Annotated in this window: 14 protein-coding genes; 6 read left to right on the forward strand and 8 right to left on the reverse strand. The window is 63.4% G+C overall.

Annotated elements, in window-relative coordinates:
* Positions 1 to 37: 37 nt before the first annotated feature.
* From pdxR to ICI42_RS01390, 4 genes are all read left to right on the forward strand, one after another.
* On the forward strand, positions 38 to 1,531 hold the full coding sequence (gene pdxR, locus ICI42_RS01375) for a MocR-like pyridoxine biosynthesis transcription factor PdxR (RefSeq protein WP_188162748.1): 1,494 nt from the start codon (positions 38 to 40) through the stop codon (positions 1,529 to 1,531).
* Between the two features lie 170 nt (positions 1,532 to 1,701).
* Complete coding sequence (locus ICI42_RS01380) at positions 1,702 to 3,159, forward strand: trimethylamine methyltransferase family protein (RefSeq protein ID WP_230980176.1); 1,458 nt, start codon at positions 1,702 to 1,704, stop codon at positions 3,157 to 3,159.
* A gap of 143 nt (positions 3,160 to 3,302) precedes the next feature.
* The gene (locus ICI42_RS01385; RefSeq protein ID WP_188162749.1) at positions 3,303 to 4,619 is read left to right on the forward strand and encodes an MFS transporter; all 1,317 of its coding nucleotides are present in this window, start codon (positions 3,303 to 3,305) and stop codon (positions 4,617 to 4,619) included.
* 182 nt (positions 4,620 to 4,801) lie between these two features.
* Entirely contained in the window at positions 4,802 to 6,304 is a 1,503-nt protein-coding gene (locus tag ICI42_RS01390) for a glycosyltransferase family 39 protein (RefSeq protein WP_188162750.1), read from the forward strand.
* Positions 6,305 to 6,325: 21 nt separating this feature from the next.
* On the opposite strand, the gene fdhF is transcribed toward ICI42_RS01390, so the two are convergent.
* The 5 genes from fdhF to ICI42_RS01415 all read right to left on the reverse strand — a co-directional run bounded on the left by fdhF (position 6,326) and on the right by ICI42_RS01415 (position 12,951).
* Positions 6,326 to 9,205 carry a formate dehydrogenase subunit alpha gene (fdhF, locus tag ICI42_RS01395; RefSeq protein ID WP_188162751.1) on the reverse strand — a complete coding sequence of 960 codons (2,880 nt, stop codon included), beginning with the start codon at positions 9,203 to 9,205 and terminating at the stop codon, positions 6,326 to 6,328.
* 202 nt (positions 9,206 to 9,407) lie between these two features.
* Positions 9,408 to 10,964 (reverse strand): formate dehydrogenase beta subunit, encoded by a 1,557-nt coding sequence (locus tag ICI42_RS01400; RefSeq protein ID WP_188162752.1) that lies wholly within the window; start codon positions 10,962 to 10,964, stop codon positions 9,408 to 9,410.
* Positions 10,961 to 11,434 carry a formate dehydrogenase subunit gamma gene (locus tag ICI42_RS01405; RefSeq protein WP_188162753.1) on the reverse strand — a complete coding sequence of 158 codons (474 nt, stop codon included), beginning with the start codon at positions 11,432 to 11,434 and terminating at the stop codon, positions 10,961 to 10,963. Before ICI42_RS01405 ends, ICI42_RS01400 begins: the two co-directional genes overlap by 4 nt.
* Positions 11,435 to 11,526: 92 nt before the next feature.
* Entirely contained in the window at positions 11,527 to 12,426 is a 900-nt protein-coding gene (locus ICI42_RS01410) for a LysR family transcriptional regulator (protein ID WP_188162754.1), read from the reverse strand.
* Positions 12,427 to 12,531: 105 nt separating this feature from the next.
* Positions 12,532 to 12,951 carry a YciI family protein gene (locus ICI42_RS01415; protein WP_188162755.1) on the reverse strand — a complete coding sequence of 140 codons (420 nt, stop codon included), beginning with the start codon at positions 12,949 to 12,951 and terminating at the stop codon, positions 12,532 to 12,534.
* A gap of 223 nt (positions 12,952 to 13,174) precedes the next feature.
* Between ICI42_RS01415 and ICI42_RS01420 the strand changes: the two genes are divergently transcribed.
* Positions 13,175 to 14,350 (forward strand): Mrp/NBP35 family ATP-binding protein, encoded by a 1,176-nt coding sequence (locus ICI42_RS01420; protein WP_188163672.1) that lies wholly within the window; start codon positions 13,175 to 13,177, stop codon positions 14,348 to 14,350.
* Between the two features lie 31 nt (positions 14,351 to 14,381).
* Here ICI42_RS01420 and ICI42_RS01425 read toward each other — a convergent pair whose 3' ends face one another.
* Positions 14,382 to 16,754, reverse strand: a complete 2,373-nt coding sequence (locus ICI42_RS01425; RefSeq protein WP_188162756.1) for a sensor domain-containing diguanylate cyclase — start codon at positions 16,752 to 16,754, stop codon at positions 14,382 to 14,384.
* A gap of 169 nt (positions 16,755 to 16,923) precedes the next feature.
* On the opposite strand from ICI42_RS01425, the gene ICI42_RS01430 reads away from it, so the two are divergent.
* On the forward strand, positions 16,924 to 17,208 hold the full coding sequence (locus tag ICI42_RS01430; protein ID WP_188162757.1) for a hypothetical protein: 285 nt from the start codon (positions 16,924 to 16,926) through the stop codon (positions 17,206 to 17,208).
* Between the two features lie 6 nt (positions 17,209 to 17,214).
* Here ICI42_RS01430 and ICI42_RS01435 read toward each other — a convergent pair whose 3' ends face one another.
* Complete coding sequence (locus ICI42_RS01435) at positions 17,215 to 17,442, reverse strand: formate dehydrogenase subunit delta (protein ID WP_188162758.1); 228 nt, start codon at positions 17,440 to 17,442, stop codon at positions 17,215 to 17,217.
* Positions 17,432 to 18,256, reverse strand: a complete 825-nt coding sequence (gene fdhD / locus ICI42_RS01440) for a formate dehydrogenase accessory sulfurtransferase FdhD (RefSeq protein ID WP_188162759.1) — start codon at positions 18,254 to 18,256, stop codon at positions 17,432 to 17,434. Before fdhD ends, ICI42_RS01435 begins: the two co-directional genes overlap by 11 nt.
* Positions 18,257 to 18,268 lie beyond the last annotated feature (12 nt).

Raw genomic sequence — 18,268 nt, forward strand, 5'->3', positions numbered from 1 at the left:
AGCACGACAGAAAAAGCTGGCCACGAGGAAACGTCCGATGACCCAGCGCAATGACACGGCAATCTGGTCGGGCCTGTTCCGCATCTCAGCGGAATCAGGCCAAACCCTGCAGGCGCAGATCCGGCAGGCCATCGTCGCGGCGATTCTGGACCGTCAGATAGCCGCGTCCATGCCGCTGCCATCCTGCCGGATTCTGGCCGAAAAGCTCGGCGTGGCACGCGGCACCGTGGTGCTCGCCTTCCAGCAGCTGGTCGACCAGGGCTTTCTCGTCGCGCGCGAACGGCGCGGCCATTTCGTCAACCCTGAGGTGCTCGCGACACCGTCCCGCCCGAACCAGAAGTCGCCGGAACAAAACACCGAAATCGACTGGAAGGCGCGGCGGCAGATCACGGCGACCGAGCTGCAGCCCCCGGCCAAGCACCAGAACTGGATCAAGTCCTCCTACCCCTTCGTCTACGGCCAGTTCGACCCGGCTTTGTTCCCGACGGCGGAATGGCGCGAATGCAACCGCATGGCGCTCGCGGTTCTGGAAATCCGCAATTGGGCGGCTGACATGGTCGACCGCGACGACCCGCTGCTGATCGAGCAGATCCAGGCGCGACTGCTGCCCCGGCGCGGCATCTTCGCCAATCCAGACGAGATCATCGTGACCCTGGGCGCGCAGAACGCGCTCTACATGCTCGCGACGCTTCTGATGACCAAGGGCTCGAAGGTGGCGATGGAAGACCCCGGCTATCCCGACGCGCGCAGCATCTTCACGCTTGCGGGCGCTGCGATCGAACCTGTGCCGGTGGACCAGTCGGGCATCGTCACCTCGGCGATACCGTCGGATGCCGGTTTCGTCTTCGTCACGCCGAGCCACCATTGCCCCACCATGGTGCCGCTGAGCGAGCAGCGCCGGCACGATCTTCTGGCGCGGGCAAGCCAGAACGACCAGATCGTCATCGAGGACGGCTATGACAGCCAGCTCATCGACGAAGCGCCGCAGCAGGCGCTGAAGAGCATCGACCGTGCCGGCCGTGTCGTCTATGTCGGCTCGATGTCCAAGACTCTCGCACCAGGCCTTCGGCTCGGCTACATCGTCGCTTCCGCCGACCTGATCGCCGAGCTGCGCGCGCTGAGGCGCTTCATGCTGCGGCATCCACCGGCCAACAACCAGCGCGCCGTCGCCCTGTTCCTGTCGCTCGGCCACCACGAGGCGCTGGTGCGCCGGCTTTCGACGGCCTTCGAAGAACGGCGCAAGCGGCTGGTGCATGCCATCTCGAACTTCCTGCCCGACTGGCGCTCCACCGATTCGGCCGGCGGCACATCGTTGTGGCTGGAAGGCCCGCGCGGTACCGATTCGCGGATTCTGGCTCAGGCCGCCGCCACCCGCAGCGTGCTGATCGAACCCGGCGACCGGTTCTTCCATGGTGAGGACGGCTCGTCGCGCTATCTGCGGCTGGGGTTCTCCTCCATTGCGCTCCAGCATATCGAGCCGGGCATTCGTGAATTGGCCACGGCCGCCGGCCGACGCCCGGCGGCCGCATAACCACCTGGCCCAGAGATTTGGACCAAGTATGGGGACCGGCTGGCGTATGGAGACATGCCTGGCAGGCGTCATAGTTGCCTTTACGTGACGCTTCGGCGACATGCCGCCTTGTTTCTGGTATGGAGTTCCGCATGTCTTCGCCCCAGGACAAGCCGGACAAAACGCAGCGGATGCGTCCTCGGCGCAGTCAATTGACCGTTCTGTCCCCAAGCGACATCGAGCGCATCAACGATGCTGCGCTCCACCTCCTGGAACAGGTCGGCTTTTCCGACGTCACGCCCAGCGGCGCCGAGGCAATGACCAGAGCGGGAGCCCTCGTCGGCGCCGACGGTCGCATCCGTTTCCCGCGCCGGATGGTGCTGGCCAGCATCGACAAGGCGGCGCGTGGGTTCACGCTTTTCGGTCAGGATTCCAGCCACGATCTGCCGCTGGGCACGGCACGCGTGCATTACGGCACGGCGGGCGCGGCGGTGCAGTTCGTCGAGGCCGAGACAGGCTTGTATCGGGAGGCGCGGCTTCAGGATCTCTATGACGCCGCACGCCTCGCCGAGAGCCTGCCGCATATCCATTTTTTCCAGCGGCCAATGGTAGCGCGCGACATCGCCGACCCCCTGGCGATGGATATCAACACCCTCTATGCCTGCCTCAGCGGCACGACCAAGCATGTCGGCACCAGCTTCGCGGTACGCGAGCATGTGGCGCCCGCACTCGACATGGTGCACATGGTGGCCGGCGGCGAGGCGAAATTCCGCGCCCGCCCCTTCGTGTCGAACTCCAACGCCTTCGTCATCTCGCCGATGCAGTTTGCCGAGCAGGCCTGCGGCGTGCTGGAAGCGTGCGTTGCCGGCGGGCTGCCGATCCTGCTTCTGGCCACCGGCCAGGCAGGATCGACCGCGCCGCAAAGCCTTGCAGGCGCGGTAGCGCAGACGGTGGCCGAGGTGCTTGCCGGGCTGGTTTATGTCAACGCGCTGAAGCCGGGGCATCCAGCGATTTTCGGCGCATGGCCCTTCGCATCAGACCCACGCAGCGGAAAAATGGCCAGCGGCTCGGCCGAACAGTCGCTGCTGGCCGCCGCCTGCGCTGAGATGGCCGGATTCTACGATCTCCCCTGCGGGTCGGGAGCCGGCATGACCGAGGCAAGACTGCCCGATATCCAGTCCGGCTATGAGAAGGGGATGACCGAGGTCATGGCCGGGTTTGCCGGGCTCGATCTGGTCTACGAGGCAGCCGGCATGCATGCTTCTCTCATCGGTTTCTGCCATGAGAGCTTGATCCTCGACAACGATTTGATCGGCCAGTGCCTGCGCTGCCTCGAAGGCATCGAGGTCACCGGCGAAACGCTGTCGCTCGACGAAATCGCCGCTGTCTGCGTCGATGGTCCGCGCCATTATCTCGCCTCGGACCCTGTCGCCCGGGACCAGCGCTATCGCCCCGCCCTGGCTGACCGATCCGGCTCCCAGCAGCGGGAGAGTTCCGGCTGGCCAAGCATCGTGGAGCGCGCGACGGTGGAGAAAAACCGGCTTCTAACGACGTTCTTCCCACGGCATATCCCCAAGACAATGGACGAGCGCATCCGCGCGCGTTTCGGCGATCTGATCCAACTGCCACGCGCTGCGATGGGCCTGTAAGCAGCGAATGACAGGGGTGACCGTGCGTCAGACATGCATGCAGAACATGGCTCTTGCCCCGTTTTAACAATTGTCCCCGATAAAATGCAGGGTTAAGGCCCCCGGAAACTTTATTGCGAAAATAGCCGCCTGAAAGTCATACAATGTCCCCGCAGCCCGTTTCCACGCCGCCATTGAACTCGAAGGGTCGCGTCCTTTTCGCCAGCCTCATCGGCACGACCATCGAATTTTTCGATTTCTATATTTACGCTACCGCCGCCGTGATCGTGTTCCCGCATCTGTTCTTCCCGGCCAGCGACGACACCTCTGCGATGCTGCAATCGCTCGCCACCTTCGCCATCGCCTTTTTCGCGCGCCCCATCGGCGCTGCGATCTTCGGCCATTATGGCGACCGCATCGGCCGCAAGGCGACGCTCGTCGCCGCCCTGATGACCATGGGCCTGTCCACCGTGCTCATCGGCCTGCTGCCGACCTATGATTCAGTGGGTGTTCTTGCGCCGCTGCTCCTGGCATTGTGCAGGCTCGGCCAGGGTCTCGGCCTCGGCGGCGAATGGGGCGGCGCGGTTCTGCTCGCAACCGAAAACGCACCGCGCGGCAAGACCGCTTGGTACGGCATGTTCCCCCAGCTCGGCGCGCCGATCGGCTTCATCTGCGCGACCGGCAGCTTCCTGCTGCTCAGCGATTTCCTGACCGACGAGCAGTTCTTCGCCTTCGGCTGGCGCATTCCCTTCATCGCCAGCGCTTTGCTGGTCTTCGTCGGGCTCTATGTGCGCCTCAAGATCTCGGAGACGCCGGCGTTCCAGAAGACGCTCGACAAGCAGGAGCGCGTCCGCGTGCCGCTGGTCTCGATTCTGACCGACCATAAAGCGGCGCTGCTGCTGGGTACGATCTGCGGCCTGGCCACCTTCGTGCTGTTCTATCTCATGACGGTGTTTTCGCTGAGCTGGGGCACGACGGCGCTCGGCTATACGCGCGGCGAATTCCTGCCCGTCCAACTCGCCGGTGTGGTCTTCTTCGGCCTCACCATTCCGCTCTCCGCCCTGATGTCGGACCGCTACAGCGCGCGCAAAGTCCTGTTGTGGACGAGCATCGTCATCGCCGCCTTCGGCTTCCTGTTCCTGCCGATGTTCGGCTCGGGCAATCTGTGGGTTATCGCGCTGTTTCTGGTCATCGGCTTCGGCCTGATGGGGCTGACCTATGGCCCGCTCGGCACCGCTCTCGCCGAACTGTTCCCGACCGAGGTGCGCTATACCGGCGCGTCGATGACCTTCAATCTGGCGGGCATCGTAGGTGCCTCGCTCGCGCCCTACATCGCAACCTGGCTCGCCACCAACCACGGCCTTGCCTGGGTCGGCTACTACATGACCATTGCCGGCATCCTGACGGCAATCTCCTTTGCCGCCGCGGGCTTCCTCTCGCATCACCGCATCGACATTTCGCGTTCGGCCGCGGGACAATAAGCCCCACTCAAAAGCGCGCATCCCCGACCAAAGCCCCACCGCGCCCTGCACGGTGGGGCTTTTCATTTCGCGACAGACCTGATCTTCATGGGCATTCGCGGGACCTGCGGCGACTGCATGCTCGCAATGGCAGGCATAAGCTGGTATCGGCACATCGCGTAAGAAGAGCTTGGAGCGAATGCATGAACGAACCGTCGGGGAGGCCGGGTTTCCGAATGGAAACCGCGCTGATCTGGGCAACGGTCGTCCTGTTCACCCTGGCGCTGACCGTGCATGCGGATGTCTCGCGCATCAATCTCGACCGGCATGGCGACATGGTCGAGAACTACGCCTGGGGCACGTTGTGGCAGTGGGGCTATTACAAGCACCCGCCCTTTTTCGGATGGCTGACGGCGGCCTGGTTCTCGGTCTTCCCACGCATCGAGACCAATTATTTCTTCTTTTCGGCGCTGAACTCCGCGCTTGCACTGCTCGCGGTCTGGCGGATCGCGGCACGCTACGGCGACGCCCGGCTGCAACTGCTTGCGGTCTATTGCGCCGCCGTGGTGCCGCCCATCGCTTTTCTCGCCATCAAGTACAACGCCAATTCCGCGATGACGCCGGTCTGGGCCTGGCTGTTCGTGTTCTATTTGCGCGGGCTGGAGCGCGGCAAGCTCCTGGACGCCGCCATCCTCGGCATTCTGGCAGGCATCGCCATGCTGACGAAGTATCACTCCGGCGTGCTTCTCGCGGCGCTTTTCGCGCATGGCCTGATCGACAAGAAGGCACGGCCGCTGCTGTTGTCGCTGTTTGGCGCTGTGACGCTCGCGGCTTTCCTGGTGGTGATGGTCCCGCATGTGCTGTGGCTGTTTAGGAACGAATTCCGCCCGTTCGTCTATGCCGCCAGCCAGGGCGACGGGCTCTGGTTCGACGTGTTCTACAGCGCGGTCAAATTCGTGCTTGCCATCCCGCTCTATGCCCTTCCGGCGCTGCTTCTGGCGCTGTTCCTGCACGACAAAACAGACATTTCCGCCCCGGCCTACAGGAATGGCATCCGGTCCCTCACCGAGACCGTGCAGGGCCGTGCGCTGCTGGTCATGTGCGTTGGGCCGACCATTCTGACCGTCATACTGGGCATCGCCGCAGGGGCGGAGATCAGCGCCGGATGGTCGATTCCCTTTTACACGCCGTTCTCGGTGCTGATCGCTTATCTGGTGCCCGCCGCCCTGCGCCAAACGAATATGAGGCGCGCAACCACAGCGGTCATGGTCTATTTCGCCGCCATGATTGGCTCGGCGCCCATCATCAAATATCTCGAGCGGGGCAACACCGTTTCCAATCTTTCCGTGCCCATCGCCAATGTCGCCAAGGCAGTGGACGGCATCTGGTCGCGCCAGGGCAGCGGACAGCCCGGCTTCTACATCGCCGGCGAAATCTTCCTCGCCAACGGCGTCTCGTTCTACTCGAAATACGACCCGCTCATCGTCGAAGGCAACTCGCTGGCGTTCTCGCGCGATTACGTGAACCGCAAGCTTCTCGTCCGGACCGGGGCCATGGCTATCTGCCTGTCCAGCGACACGGAATGCATCACGGCGGTTGGCAAGATCATGCCGAAATCCGCGTTCCGCCAGCCCCTGATTGTCCTGGGACTGGATGGAACGACGAAATGGCGCTTTACCGTCTGGGTCCTGCCGCCGCGCGGCTGACTCCGCGTCGGCGCGAACCGTCTACTCCGCCGCCTCGAGCCGTCCTTCGATACGCCGGCTCTGCCTGGCTTGCTCCTCGTACTCTTCCTGCCATTGCGACGGCCCGTTGGACGGGCTGACCTGCACCGCCGTCACCTTGTATTCGGGGCAGTTGGTCGCCCAATCGGAATAGTCGGTGGTGATCACATTGGCCTGGGTGTCGGGGTGATGGAAGGTGGTGTAGACGACGCCGGCGGCGACGCGTTCCGTCACCAGTGCGCGCAGCGCGGTCTCGCCGGCGCGGCTCTGCAGCTTGACCCAGTCGCCGTCGCGAATGCCCCGCTGCTCGGCATCGTGCGGATGAATCTCAAGCCTGTCTTCCGCGTGCCAAAGAACATTGGCCGTACGGCGGGTCTGCGCGCCGACATTGTATTGGCTGAGGATACGACCGGTGGTCAAAAGCAGCGGAAAGCGCGGGCCGGTCTTCTCGTCGGTCGCAACATATTCGGTGCGGATGAACTTGCCCTTGCCGCGCACGAAGCCGCCGACATGCATGATCGGCGTGCCGTCCGGCGCCTGTTCGTTGCACGGCCACTGCACCGAGCCTTTCTGCTCCAGCAAGGCATAGGAGACGTTGGCGAAGCTCGGCGTCGTCTTGGCGACCTCGTCCATGATCTCGGAAGGATGGGCATAATTCCAATCCAGCCCCATCGCCTGGGCGAGCAACTGGGTGACCTCCCAGTCGGCATAGCCGTTCTTCGGCGCCATGACCTTGCGCACGCGGTTGATGCGGCGCTCGGCATTGGTGAAGGTGCCGTCCTTTTCAAGGAAGGTCGAGCCGGGCAGGAAGACATGCGCGTAATTGGCCGTTTCGTTCAGGAACAGGTCGTGGACGACGACGCATTCCATCGCCGCCAGGCCGGCCGCGACATGCTTGGTGTCGGGGTCGGACTGCAGAATGTCCTCGCCCTGGATATAGATGCCGCGGAACGTGCCTTCGACGGCGGCGTCCAGCATGTTGGGAATGCGCAGGCCCGGTTCGTTGTCGAGCGTGACGTTCCACAGCGCCTCGTAGATATCGCGCACCGCATCGCCCGAGACGTGGCGGTAGCCCGGCAATTCATGCGGGAACGAGCCCATATCGCAGGAGCCCTGGACATTGTTCTGGCCGCGCAGCGGATTTACGCCGACGCCGCGCCGGCCGACATTGCCGGTGGCCATGGCAAGGTTGGCGATGGCCATGACCGTGGTCGAGCCCTGGCTGTGCTCAGTCACGCCCAGCCCGTAATAGATCGCGCCATTGCCGCCTCTGGCGTAGAGCCTTGCCGCACCGCGGATCTTTTCGGCGGGAACGCCGGAGAGTTTCTCGATCTCTTCCGGCGAATTCCGCGGCTCGGCCACGAAAGCCGCCCAATCCTCGAATTCCGACCAATCGCAGCGCTCGCGGATGAACTTCTCGTCGAACAGGCCTTCCGTGACGATCACATGGGCGAGTGCCGTGACGACAGCGACATTGGTGCCCGGCTTCAGCGGCAAGTGGAAATCGGCCTTGGCGTGGACGGAGTTGACCGTCTCCGTCTCGCGCGGGTCGAGCACGATCAGCTTCGCCCCCTGGCGGATGCGCTTCTTCATGCGCGAGGCAAAGACCGGGTGGCCGGCGGAAGGGTTGGCGCCGATGACCATGATGACATCGGCCTCTTCGACCGAATCGAAATCCTGCGTGCCCGCCGACGTGCCATAGGTCTGGCCGAGGCCGTAGCCGGTCGGCGAATGGCAGACGCGGGCGCAGGTGTCGACATTGTTGTTGCGGAAACCCTGCCGGATCAGCTTCTGGACGAGGTAGGTCTCCTCGTTGGTGCAGCGAGACGAGGTGATGCCGCCAATGGCGTTCTTGCCATACTGATATTGGATGCGGCGGAACTCGGAGGCGATGTGCGAAAAAGCCTCCTCCCAGGACACTTCGCGCCAGGGGTCGGTGACCTTCTCGCGCACCATGGGATTGAGGATGCGGTCCTTGTGCGTGGCATAGCCATAGGCGAAACGGCCCTTGACGCAGCTATGGCCGCGATTGGCCTTGCCGTCCTTCCATGGCACCATGCGCACCAGCTCGTCGCCGCGCATTTCGGCCTTGAAGGAGCAGCCGACGCCGCAATAGGCGCAGGTGGTGACCACGGAGTGCTCGGGCTGGCCGATCTGAATGACGCTCTTTTCGGTCAGTGTCGCGGTCGGGCAGGCCTGCACGCAGGCGCCGCAGGACACGCATTCCGACTCCATGAAGGGCTGGTGCATGCCGGGCGAAACGCGGCTGCCAAAACCCCTGCCCTCGATGGTCAGCGCGAAGGTGCCCTGCACTTCCTCGCAGGCGCGCACGCAGCGCGAGCAAACGATGCATTTGGAAGGATCGTAGGTGAAATAAGGGTTGCTCTCGTCCTTCGGCATCCAACGGAAGTTTTCGGCGCCATCGGCCTTGGCGCGGACATGGTTGTCGCCCTCATAGCCGTAGCGCACATCGCGCAGGCCGACCGCGCCCGCCATGTCCTGCAGTTCGCAGTCGCCATTGGCCGCGCAGGTCAGGCAGTCCAGCGGATGGTCTGAGATGTAGAGTTCCATCACCCCGCGACGGATATCCTTGAGCCGGCTGGTCTGCGTCTTGACCACCATGCCTGGCATGACCGGCGTGGTGCAGGAGGATGGCGTACCGTTTCGGCCCTCGATTTCCACGAGGCAGAGACGGCAGGAGCCGAAAGCATCGACCATGTCTGTGGCGCACAACTTCGGGATGGCGATGCCGGCCTCCATCGAAGCCCGCATGATCGAGGTGCCTTCAGGCACAGTGACCTCGAAGCCGTCGACGGTGAGCGTGACCTGCTTTTCGGATTTCGAAGCGGGTGTGCCGTAGTCGATTTCTTGAATCAGACCCATGAGGAGGCTCCTGAAGCGTTGTCGTCCTGCCTTCTCCCCTTGTGGAAGAAGGTGGCCGAGCGAAGCGAGGTCGGATGAGGGGTGTTGGACGGAGTGGAGCCGCTGGAGATTCCTCCAGCACCCCTCATCCGTCTTGGCGCTACGCGCCAATCCACCTTCTCCCACAAGGGGAGAAGGGGACGCGAGGTCTGCGCGGCGCACATCATTCCGCAGCCTCCTGCATCGGCTTCGGCGCAAAGTCCTGCGGGAAATGCGTCAGCGCGCTCATCACCGGATAGGGCGTGAAGCCGCCAAGCGCGCAGAGCGAGCCGTATTTCATCGTGTTGCAGAGATCGGTGACCAAGGCGATCTGCTTGTCGGGCTCGATGCCCGCCGCCAGTTTGTCGAGCGTTTCGACGCCGCGGGTGGAGCCGATGCGGCAGGGCGTGCACTTGCCGCAGCTTTCGATGGCGCAGAACTCCATCGCGAACCGCGCCTGCTTGAGCATATCAGCACTGTCGTCGAACACGGTGATCCCGGCATGGCCGATCAGGCCGTCCTTGCCGGCGAAAGCCTCATAATCGAAGGGCGTGTCGAACAATTCGCGCGGGAAGTAAGCGCCAAGCGGTCCGCCTACCTGCACGGCCTTGACCGGCCGGCCCGTAGCCGTGCCGCCGCCTATATCGTCCACCAGTTCGCCCAGCGTCATGCCGAAGGCTGCCTCGAACAGGCCGCCATGCTTCACATTGCCAGCAATCTGGACAGGAATGGTGCCGCGCGAGCGACCCATCCCGAAATCCTTGTAGTGTTCCGGCCCCTTGTCGAGGATGACCGGCACGGAGGCCAGCGAGATGACGTTGTTTATCACCGTCGGCTTGCCGAACAGGCCCTGTATGGCCGGCAAAGGCGGCTTGGCACGCACCACGCCGCGCTTGCCTTCGAGGCTGTTGAGCAGCGACGTCTCCTCGCCGCAGACATAGGCGCCCGCGCCGGATCGGATCTCAATGTCGAAGGCATTGGGAGAACCAAGCACGGTCGTGCCCAGAATGCCGGCCTTGCGCGCGATGTCGACGGCCGCCGTCATGACGGCGATGGCATGCGGATACTCCGAGCGGATATAGACGAAGCCCTTGGTCGCGCCGGTGGCCAGGCCGGCAATCGTCATGCCCTCGATCAGGACGAAAGGGTCGCCTTCCATGATCATGCGGTCGGCAAAGGTGGCGCTGTCGCCCTCGTCGGCATTGCAGACGATGTATTTGCGGTCGGCTGCCGTATCCAGCACCGTTTTCCATTTGATGCCGGTGGGGAAGCCGGCTCCGCCACGCCCGCGCAGCCCGGATTCGGTCACCGTCTGGACCACATCGGCAGGCGTCATGCCCACGGCCTTGCGCAGGCCCGCGAGGCCGCCATGCGACTGATAGTCGTTGAGCGAGAGCGGCGCGACAACGCCGCAACGCGCGAAGGTCAGCCGCGTCTGGCGCTTGAGAAACGGAATGTCCTCAGGATTGCCGAGCGATAGCGGGTGCGAACCGCCTGAAGCCAGCCCGGCATCGAACAGCGCAACCACGTCGCTCGCCTTCACAGGGCCGTAGGCGACGCGGCCCGTTTCAGTCTCAACCTCGACCATGGGTTCGAGCCAGTAGAGGCCGCGCGAGCCGTTGCGAACAATCCTCGCATCCAGCCCCCGGCCCTGGATCTCACCGGCAACCGCACGGGCGACTTTTTCCGCGCCGAGCGCCAGCGCACCGGAATCGCCGGGGATGTAGATGGTAACGGTCATAGCCGCACCGCCGCCGATATCTCTTCGAGCGCCTCATCGTCGAGCCGGCCGATCGGCACGCCGTCGAGCATGGCCGCCGGTGCGCAAGCGCACAAGCCCAGGCAATAAACCGGTTCGAGCGTCACCGCGCCGTCGCGCGTCGTCTCGTGAAACCCGATGCCGAGAAGCTGCTTGATCTTTGCGGCGACATGGTCGCTGCCCATCGATTGGCAGGCTTCGGCCTGGCAGATTTTGAGCACATGACGACCGGCGGGATGGTTGCGATAATCATGATAGAAGGTCACGACGCCATGGACTTCGGCGTTGGAGAGGTTCAGCGCCTCGGCGATGACCGGCAAGGTTTCGGAGGGAACATAGCCGAATTCATGCTGGATGCCATGCAGGATGGGCAGCAAAGGCCCTTCCAATCCCATGAGATCGTTGACGATGACCGTCGCACGGTCTGCGATATCGGTACCTGCGTGCTGCATGATGCAGCGCCCTCCCTGAACACTTACCCAAAACAAGAGCAAAAGAAGGCAACTTTATCAATGCAGCAGAATCGTTGAACGATAGAGAAAACCTATCGAAAGCCATCCAAGGCGTCCGCCAGAACCTTGGCCTCGTGCAGCAGCGCCGAGACCAGGGGCGTATGAGGTTCGCGATGCGCTGCGACCAGTCCGACCGTGTGGTGCGCGTCGGGCTCGACAATCGGGATCGACCGGATCGGCTCGGCGAAGCCAAAGGTTTCAGCCAGATTGAGCGGCATGATCGACGACCATTTGCCGGTGCGGATGTGCGAGAACAGCACGATCATCGAGTTGGACTCCAGTGTCGGATGCGCCTCGACGCCGGCCTCCTGCAGATGATGGTTGATGATGCGACGGTTTTGCATATCCGAGGTCAGCAGGCAGAGCGGCAAGGCGGCGACCTCCTTCCACGTCACCGTTTCGCGCTCGGAATAGGTATTTCCCGCCGCAGTGATCAGCTGATAACGCTCGGAATAGAGCGGCACGGCGGCCACCCGGCCGAGCGGCTCGTTCTCAAGATAGGTGATGCCGACGTCGATCTCGAAATTCTCCAGCAGCGTCAGGACCTCGATGGAGGTGCGCGACAGGATGGAGAAGGTGACGTTAGGGTGCTTTTCGCGAAACGGCGTCGTCAGCCGCGGCGTCATGGCAAGCGCGGTGGGGATGGCGGCTATCCGCACATGACCGGCAAGACCGTGGCGCGCGGCGCGCATTTCCTCGCGCATGGTGCGGCTGTCGCCGACGATGCGACGCGCCCATTCGAGCACCCGGCTGCCCTCCGGCGTCAGGCCCTGGAAACGCGAGCCGCGCTGCACCAGCATGACGCCGAGCTGGTCCTCGAGCTGCTTGATGCCGGCCGACAGCGTCGGCTGGGTGACGCCGCATTCCTCGGCGGCCCTGCCGAAATGCCGCTCGCGGGCCAGCGCAATGAAAAATTCGAGCTTGTCGATCATGCCGCAGCCAGCACCTGTGCTCCCTCCCCTTTTCTTTCTTCGCGTATGGGTCAACAGCCGACGAAACGCGGACCTGCGCATCGGCATGTCGGACGGGTCGAGTCTTTATGGCTTGGCGGCCGTCATCGGCATGTCGGGATATTGCTGGACGATATCCTGCACCGGCTCGGAGTAATCCTCGAACTCCTGGATCTGCCTGACCTCGATCACCTCATTGTCGCCGCCGGGGCAGCGCTTGGCCCATTCGATGGCCTCGTCGCGCGACTTGACGTCGATGATCCAGTAACCGCCGAGAACTTCGTCGACCCCAGAGAACGGGCCTTCGGTGACTGTCGGCTCGCCACCCTTGAACGAAACCCTGGCGCCGGTCGACGGGGGATGAAGGCCGTCAAGCGCCAGAAGAATGCCGGCCTTCTGCAGATCGTCGTTGTATTTCATCATCTTTTCGACCGCGGCCGGGTCGAGATCGATACCGGGAGGGGCCGACTCATATCCCTTCGGAATCATCAGCAGCATGAAACGCATGGCCTGTTCCTCCTCGTTTCAAGGCGGGTGCGAAAGACCTTAAACCGTCAGTCCGTTCCGCCTGTAACCGCCCCTGGAACGAGCAGCATGCGGGAGTTTCGACCGCGACTCAACCGTCTTCGGCCCAAGTAGCCTCCTGCGCCGCAGGCTAAAATGGTATGACGGCTTGGTGTTCAGGCGCTTCTGCAGTATCTGCTAGCCAGAATTCGCACGCGGCAGGTCAATCATGAGCGTCACCAAAGAAACCGTTCTCGAACGTCTGAAGACCGTCAACGGCCCGGACTTCACCGGCGACATCGTCAGCCTGGGCCTGGTCTCCGACATCTTCATCGCCGACAACAAGGTGTTCTTTTCGATCACCGTACCCGCCGCGCGCGCCAACGACATGGAGCCTCTGAGGCTGGCTGCCGAGCGCGTGGTCAAGTCCATTCCCGGCGTTGCGGGCGCCATGGTGGCGCTGACGGCCGAAAAGAAAGGCGGCGGGATGGAAAACGCCCCGCCTCCGGCCCCGCGACCGGCCGCACCGCAGCGGCCCGCTCAGCCGCCGCGTCCGGCGCCCCAGGCACCGCCTTCCGAGCAGCGCGGCAAGCGCGGCGTTCCCGGCATCCAGACCATCATCGCGGTGGCTTCCGGCAAGGGCGGCGTCGGCAAGTCGACCACGGCGATCAACCTGGCGCTCGGTCTGGCCGCGAACGGATTGAAGGTCGGCGTGCTGGATGCCGACATCTACGGTCCGTCCATGCCGAAGCTGCTCAACCTGCATGGAAGGCCCGAGACCGTTGACGGCAAAATCCTCAAGCCGATGGAGAAATTCGGCTTGAGGGTGATGTCGATCGGCTTCCTCGTCGATGAGGAAACGCCGATGATCTGGCGCGGACCGATGGTGATGTCGGCGCTCACCCAGATGCTGCGCGAGGTCGAATGGGGCGCGCTCGACGTTCTTGTCGTCGACATGCCGCCCGGTACCGGCGATGCCCAGCTGACCATGGCACAGCAGGTGCCGCTGGCGGGCGCGGTGATCGTCTCCACCCCGCAGGATCTGGCGCTGATCGATGCCCGCAAGGGACTGAACATGTTCAAGAAGGTCGATGTGCCGCTGCTCGGCATCGTCGAGAATATGAGCTATTTCATCGCCCCCGACACCGGCAAGCGCTATGATATCTTCGGCCATGGCGGTGCGCGACGGGAGGCCGAGCGGCTGGGCGTCACCTTCCTCGGCGAGGTGCCGCTGGAAATGCAAATCCGCGAAACATCCGATTCCGGCGAACCGGTCGTCGTGTCGAACCCTGAAGGACCGCAGGCGAAAATCTACCGCGACATCGCCACCAAGGTCTGGGAGCGCGTAACGGCAGAAAAAACCGCCTCCGACGCCGCGACCCCGTCGATCATCTTCGAATAGCGAGGCTTGATCGTCGGGTCAGCCCGATGCTTCAGGCGCCCAGTCGCTTCGGCTCCACCCGGAACTCCGCGCTCATATCCTCGGCTGCGGAAGGGCGCCCCAGGAAGTAGCCCTGCGCCATCTGGCAGTCTTCGAGATGGAGAAAATCCAGCTCTTCCTTGGTTTCCACGCCTTCCGCCAGCACCGGGCAACCGAGTCCACGACCCAGTCCCACCACGGCGCGGACGATTGCTGCAGCCTGCTCGTTCGTATTCACCGAATGGATGAAGGAGCGGTCGATCTTGATCTTGTCGAAGGGAAAGGCGCGCAGGTTGGCAAGAGAGGAGTAGCCGGTGCCGAAATCGTCCAGCGTAACCTTCACGCCGAGCAATTTGAGATGCCGCAGGGTGACGAGTGTGCGATTCAGATCCTTGATGAGAGCGGTTTCTGTGATTTCGATCTCGAGGCGGTGCGCCTGCAGCCCGGTTGCCATGAGAATCGACTGCACCGACAGCGGAAAAGCCCCGCCATGCAGTTGCACCGGAGAGACGTTCACGGCAATCGTCATGTCGCCATCCCAGGTCGCAGCCTCCAGACATGCCATGCGCAGGACCCATTCGCCGATCTGGACGATGGCTCCGCTTTCCTCGGCGATGGGGATGAAGTAGCTGGGATCGATCTCGCCGCGCTGCGGATGATACCAGCGGATAAGCGCTTCATATCCGATGGTCTCGCGGGAATCGATGCGCTTCTGCGGCTGATAGACGACGCCCATTTCGCCGCGCTTGACGGCATTGCGCAGGTCGTATTCGATCAGCCGGCGTTCGCGTTCCTGCAGACCCATGGCCGCCTCGAAGAAGCGGTGCATGTTGCGGCCTTCGGCCTTGGCCTTGTAAAGCGCGGTATCGGCGTGGGAAATCAGGCTTTCGGAATCGGAGGCGTCGGAGGGATAGACCGCGATGCCGATGCTGGTCGACACGATGCCTTCGCCATGGGTGCCTTCATTGGCATTGCGGACCGCCGCCAAGATGTCGTCGGCGACCCGGCCGGCATGGGTCGGGTCACGCAATCCAGGTAAGATGACCGCGAATTCATCGCCTCCCAGGCGCGCCATCATCTGCCCTTCGCGCAAAACCGCCGTCACCGCCTGGGTCACGCGCTGCAGCAATGCGTCGCCGGCGGAATGGCCGAAGATGTCGTTGACCTCCTTGAAGCGGTCGAGATCGAGGCACAGCAGCGCCAGATACCTGCCGTCCTGGGGGTTCATCGCACCGATCTCGGTGTTGAGCTTGCCGGAGAAGCTGCGGCGGTTCGGCAGGCCGGTCAACGGGTCGTGGTTGGCGAGCCGCAGAATATCGGCCTGCGCCTTCTTGCGCTCACGGATATCGCGCACCGCCACCACGGAATGCGGCCTGTCGCAGTAGTCGATGATCCGCGCGATCAGTTCGACAGCGACGACGCTGCCGTCATGCGCCAGCAATTGCGACTCGAGCACGCCATTCAAGGGCTTCGCAGAGGGGCCGAGGCCTTCGGGAAAAAAAGCCGCCAGCGACCGCCCGACGATCTGGTCGCGCGGAAGGCCGGTCAGATCGCAGAAGCTGTCATTGGCGCTGACGATGGTGTCGCCGTCGCAGACGAGGATGCCCTCGACCGCCGCATTGGCGAGCGCGTGCATCCGCATCGTCTCCACTTCCAGCTGCTGCTCACGCAGGTCGAGCCACAAAGCGGCGCCGGCAATGACGAGGACCGCGAGGCTGACAACCGCAACGCCCATCGCCATCAGCGTCGGGTTGATCGCCGAAACGGGAATGGGTGCGCCCGCATCCATCACCACCGTGACAGCCGCCATGCCGATGAAATGCAAGCCGCAGATCGCAAGCGTCAGAAGCACGCCCGCGACCAGTGTGTTGCGGCGAGACCTCTGGCGCAGACTGACGTACAGCGCCAGAGCCCCCAGAAGCACGCTGCTGACCAGCGACGCCGCAACATAAAGCTGATGCCACTCAAGGTGTCCCTGCACCTGATAGGCGGCCATGCCGGTGTAATGCATCGCCGCGATACCCGCGCCGATGATCGCACCTCCCGAAAGATAAGCGTAACTGTCGGCCCGGCTGACAGCCAGCCCAATGCCGGCCCCGGTCAAGCCTATCGCCAAAAACAGGGATAAGGCCGTCAGACCCATCGAATAGGCGACTGTGGTTCCCGGTGAAAAGGCGAGCATCGCGATGAAGTGCGTTGCCCAGATACCGAAGCCGATTGACGTTGCCGACACTGCCAACCATTGCCACCGCGCCGCGCCTGAGGATTTGCGGACGTGGTTGAGGAGGCTGACGGCGGCGAAGGAAGCGAGCGTGCAGACCACGGCAGCCAACAAGACCAGTCTCAAGTCGTGATCGTAGACAATGCAGTTGTAGATGGTCAGCATAAGCGATCAACTCGGTTGCAGAGGTACTGGTCACAAAATCCACGGGGCAGGCTATCATCTTCGGGACTGGACAAGCACCCCCACGGCGAAAAGTTTCGCTGGGTGCTCCACTTGTGCCACGGTCTCGAACACCGTGTACAATGAAAGGTTCCCCGTGAGACATACAGCCATGTATTTTGCATCTTTGTCCGCGCTGGTGCTCGCCTCGCTCCTGACTGGGTGCACGAGCATGAATGCGCGACAGCGCGAGGCCGACGAGGACAAGTGCCGGCCATACGGCTTCACCCAACGCAACGATGCTTTCGCCGAGTGCCTGCAGCGCATCGAACTCGACCGCCGGGCAGAGCGGCGCGCCGACATGCGAACCGATCCGTTCTGGGATCGCCAGACAGTGGTTTATCGGCCTATCCTCGTCGCCCCGCGCCCTCCAGGGCCGCGCCAGGACCAATCCTGAGGGTCGTCAGGCAGCGTCTGCAGCGGGTCGGTGGATACCGGGAGCGGCGGCCAGGACCAGTTCATCCAGGTCGCTGCCACCGGCGTCGATGAACTCGAACAATTGCCGGCGCATGCGTGGCTCCCAGAACTTGTTGATGTGTTCGGCAACGCCTGCGATGCCTTCCTCACGCGGCTTGGAATGAAAGAAGGTGGCGATCTGGTTGGCCATGCGGGTGATCTTGCTATGCGACATGCTGTGAGGCTCCCGGAGTGATGCGTGTCGGATGGGTGAAGATGTCGAAATCGTCGCCCCGCACCAGCGCCACCAGGGTCATACCCGTGTCCTCGGCGGTGCGAATGGCCAGCGCGGTGGGCGCCGACACCGCGATGATGACGGATGCGCCGAGAGCGGCTGTTTTCTGCACCATCTCCACCGAAACGCGGCTGGTGACCGCCACCGCGCCCAAGGATCCATCGATGTGGGCAACGGCCAATGCACCGGCGAGCTTGTCGAGCGCGTTGTGGCGGCCGACATCCTCGCGCGCCATCACGATGCCTTGCCTGGGGATATAAAAGCCGGCTGCGTGGACAGCGCCGGTCTCGGCGTGCAGCGGCTGTTTTTTCGACAGCTGCAGGATGGATTGAACGATGTCGGCAGCGCTCACGGTGAGCGCGCAGTCTGCGACCGACGGCACGGCGCGCATCGCCTCTTCGATGGATTCGATGCCGCAAAGGCCGCAGCCGACCGGCCCGGCCAGCCTCCGGCGACGCGCCTGGAAGCGCGTGTTCGCTTTGTCCTTGAGGCGTATCTGGATGTCGATCCCCGCGCCATGATCCTCGACCTCGATGTGGTCGATCTCTTCGGGGGCGGCGATGATGCCCTCGGTCAATGAAAAACCGAGCGCGAAATCCGTGAGATCGGCGGGGCTCGCCATCATCACGGCATGGGTCGTCCCGGCATAGGAAAGCGCAATCGGCGTCTCTTCCGGCACCATCCGGGCCGACGCGCTTGTCCCGTCGGCGCGGCGGGCAATGCGTGTGATCGGACTGATGACAGGGCGGGTCATGTCAAACACGAG

This window comes from Oryzicola mucosus (genome assembly GCF_014534685.1).
Taxonomy (GTDB): Bacteria; Pseudomonadota; Alphaproteobacteria; order Rhizobiales; family Rhizobiaceae; genus Oryzicola; species Oryzicola mucosus.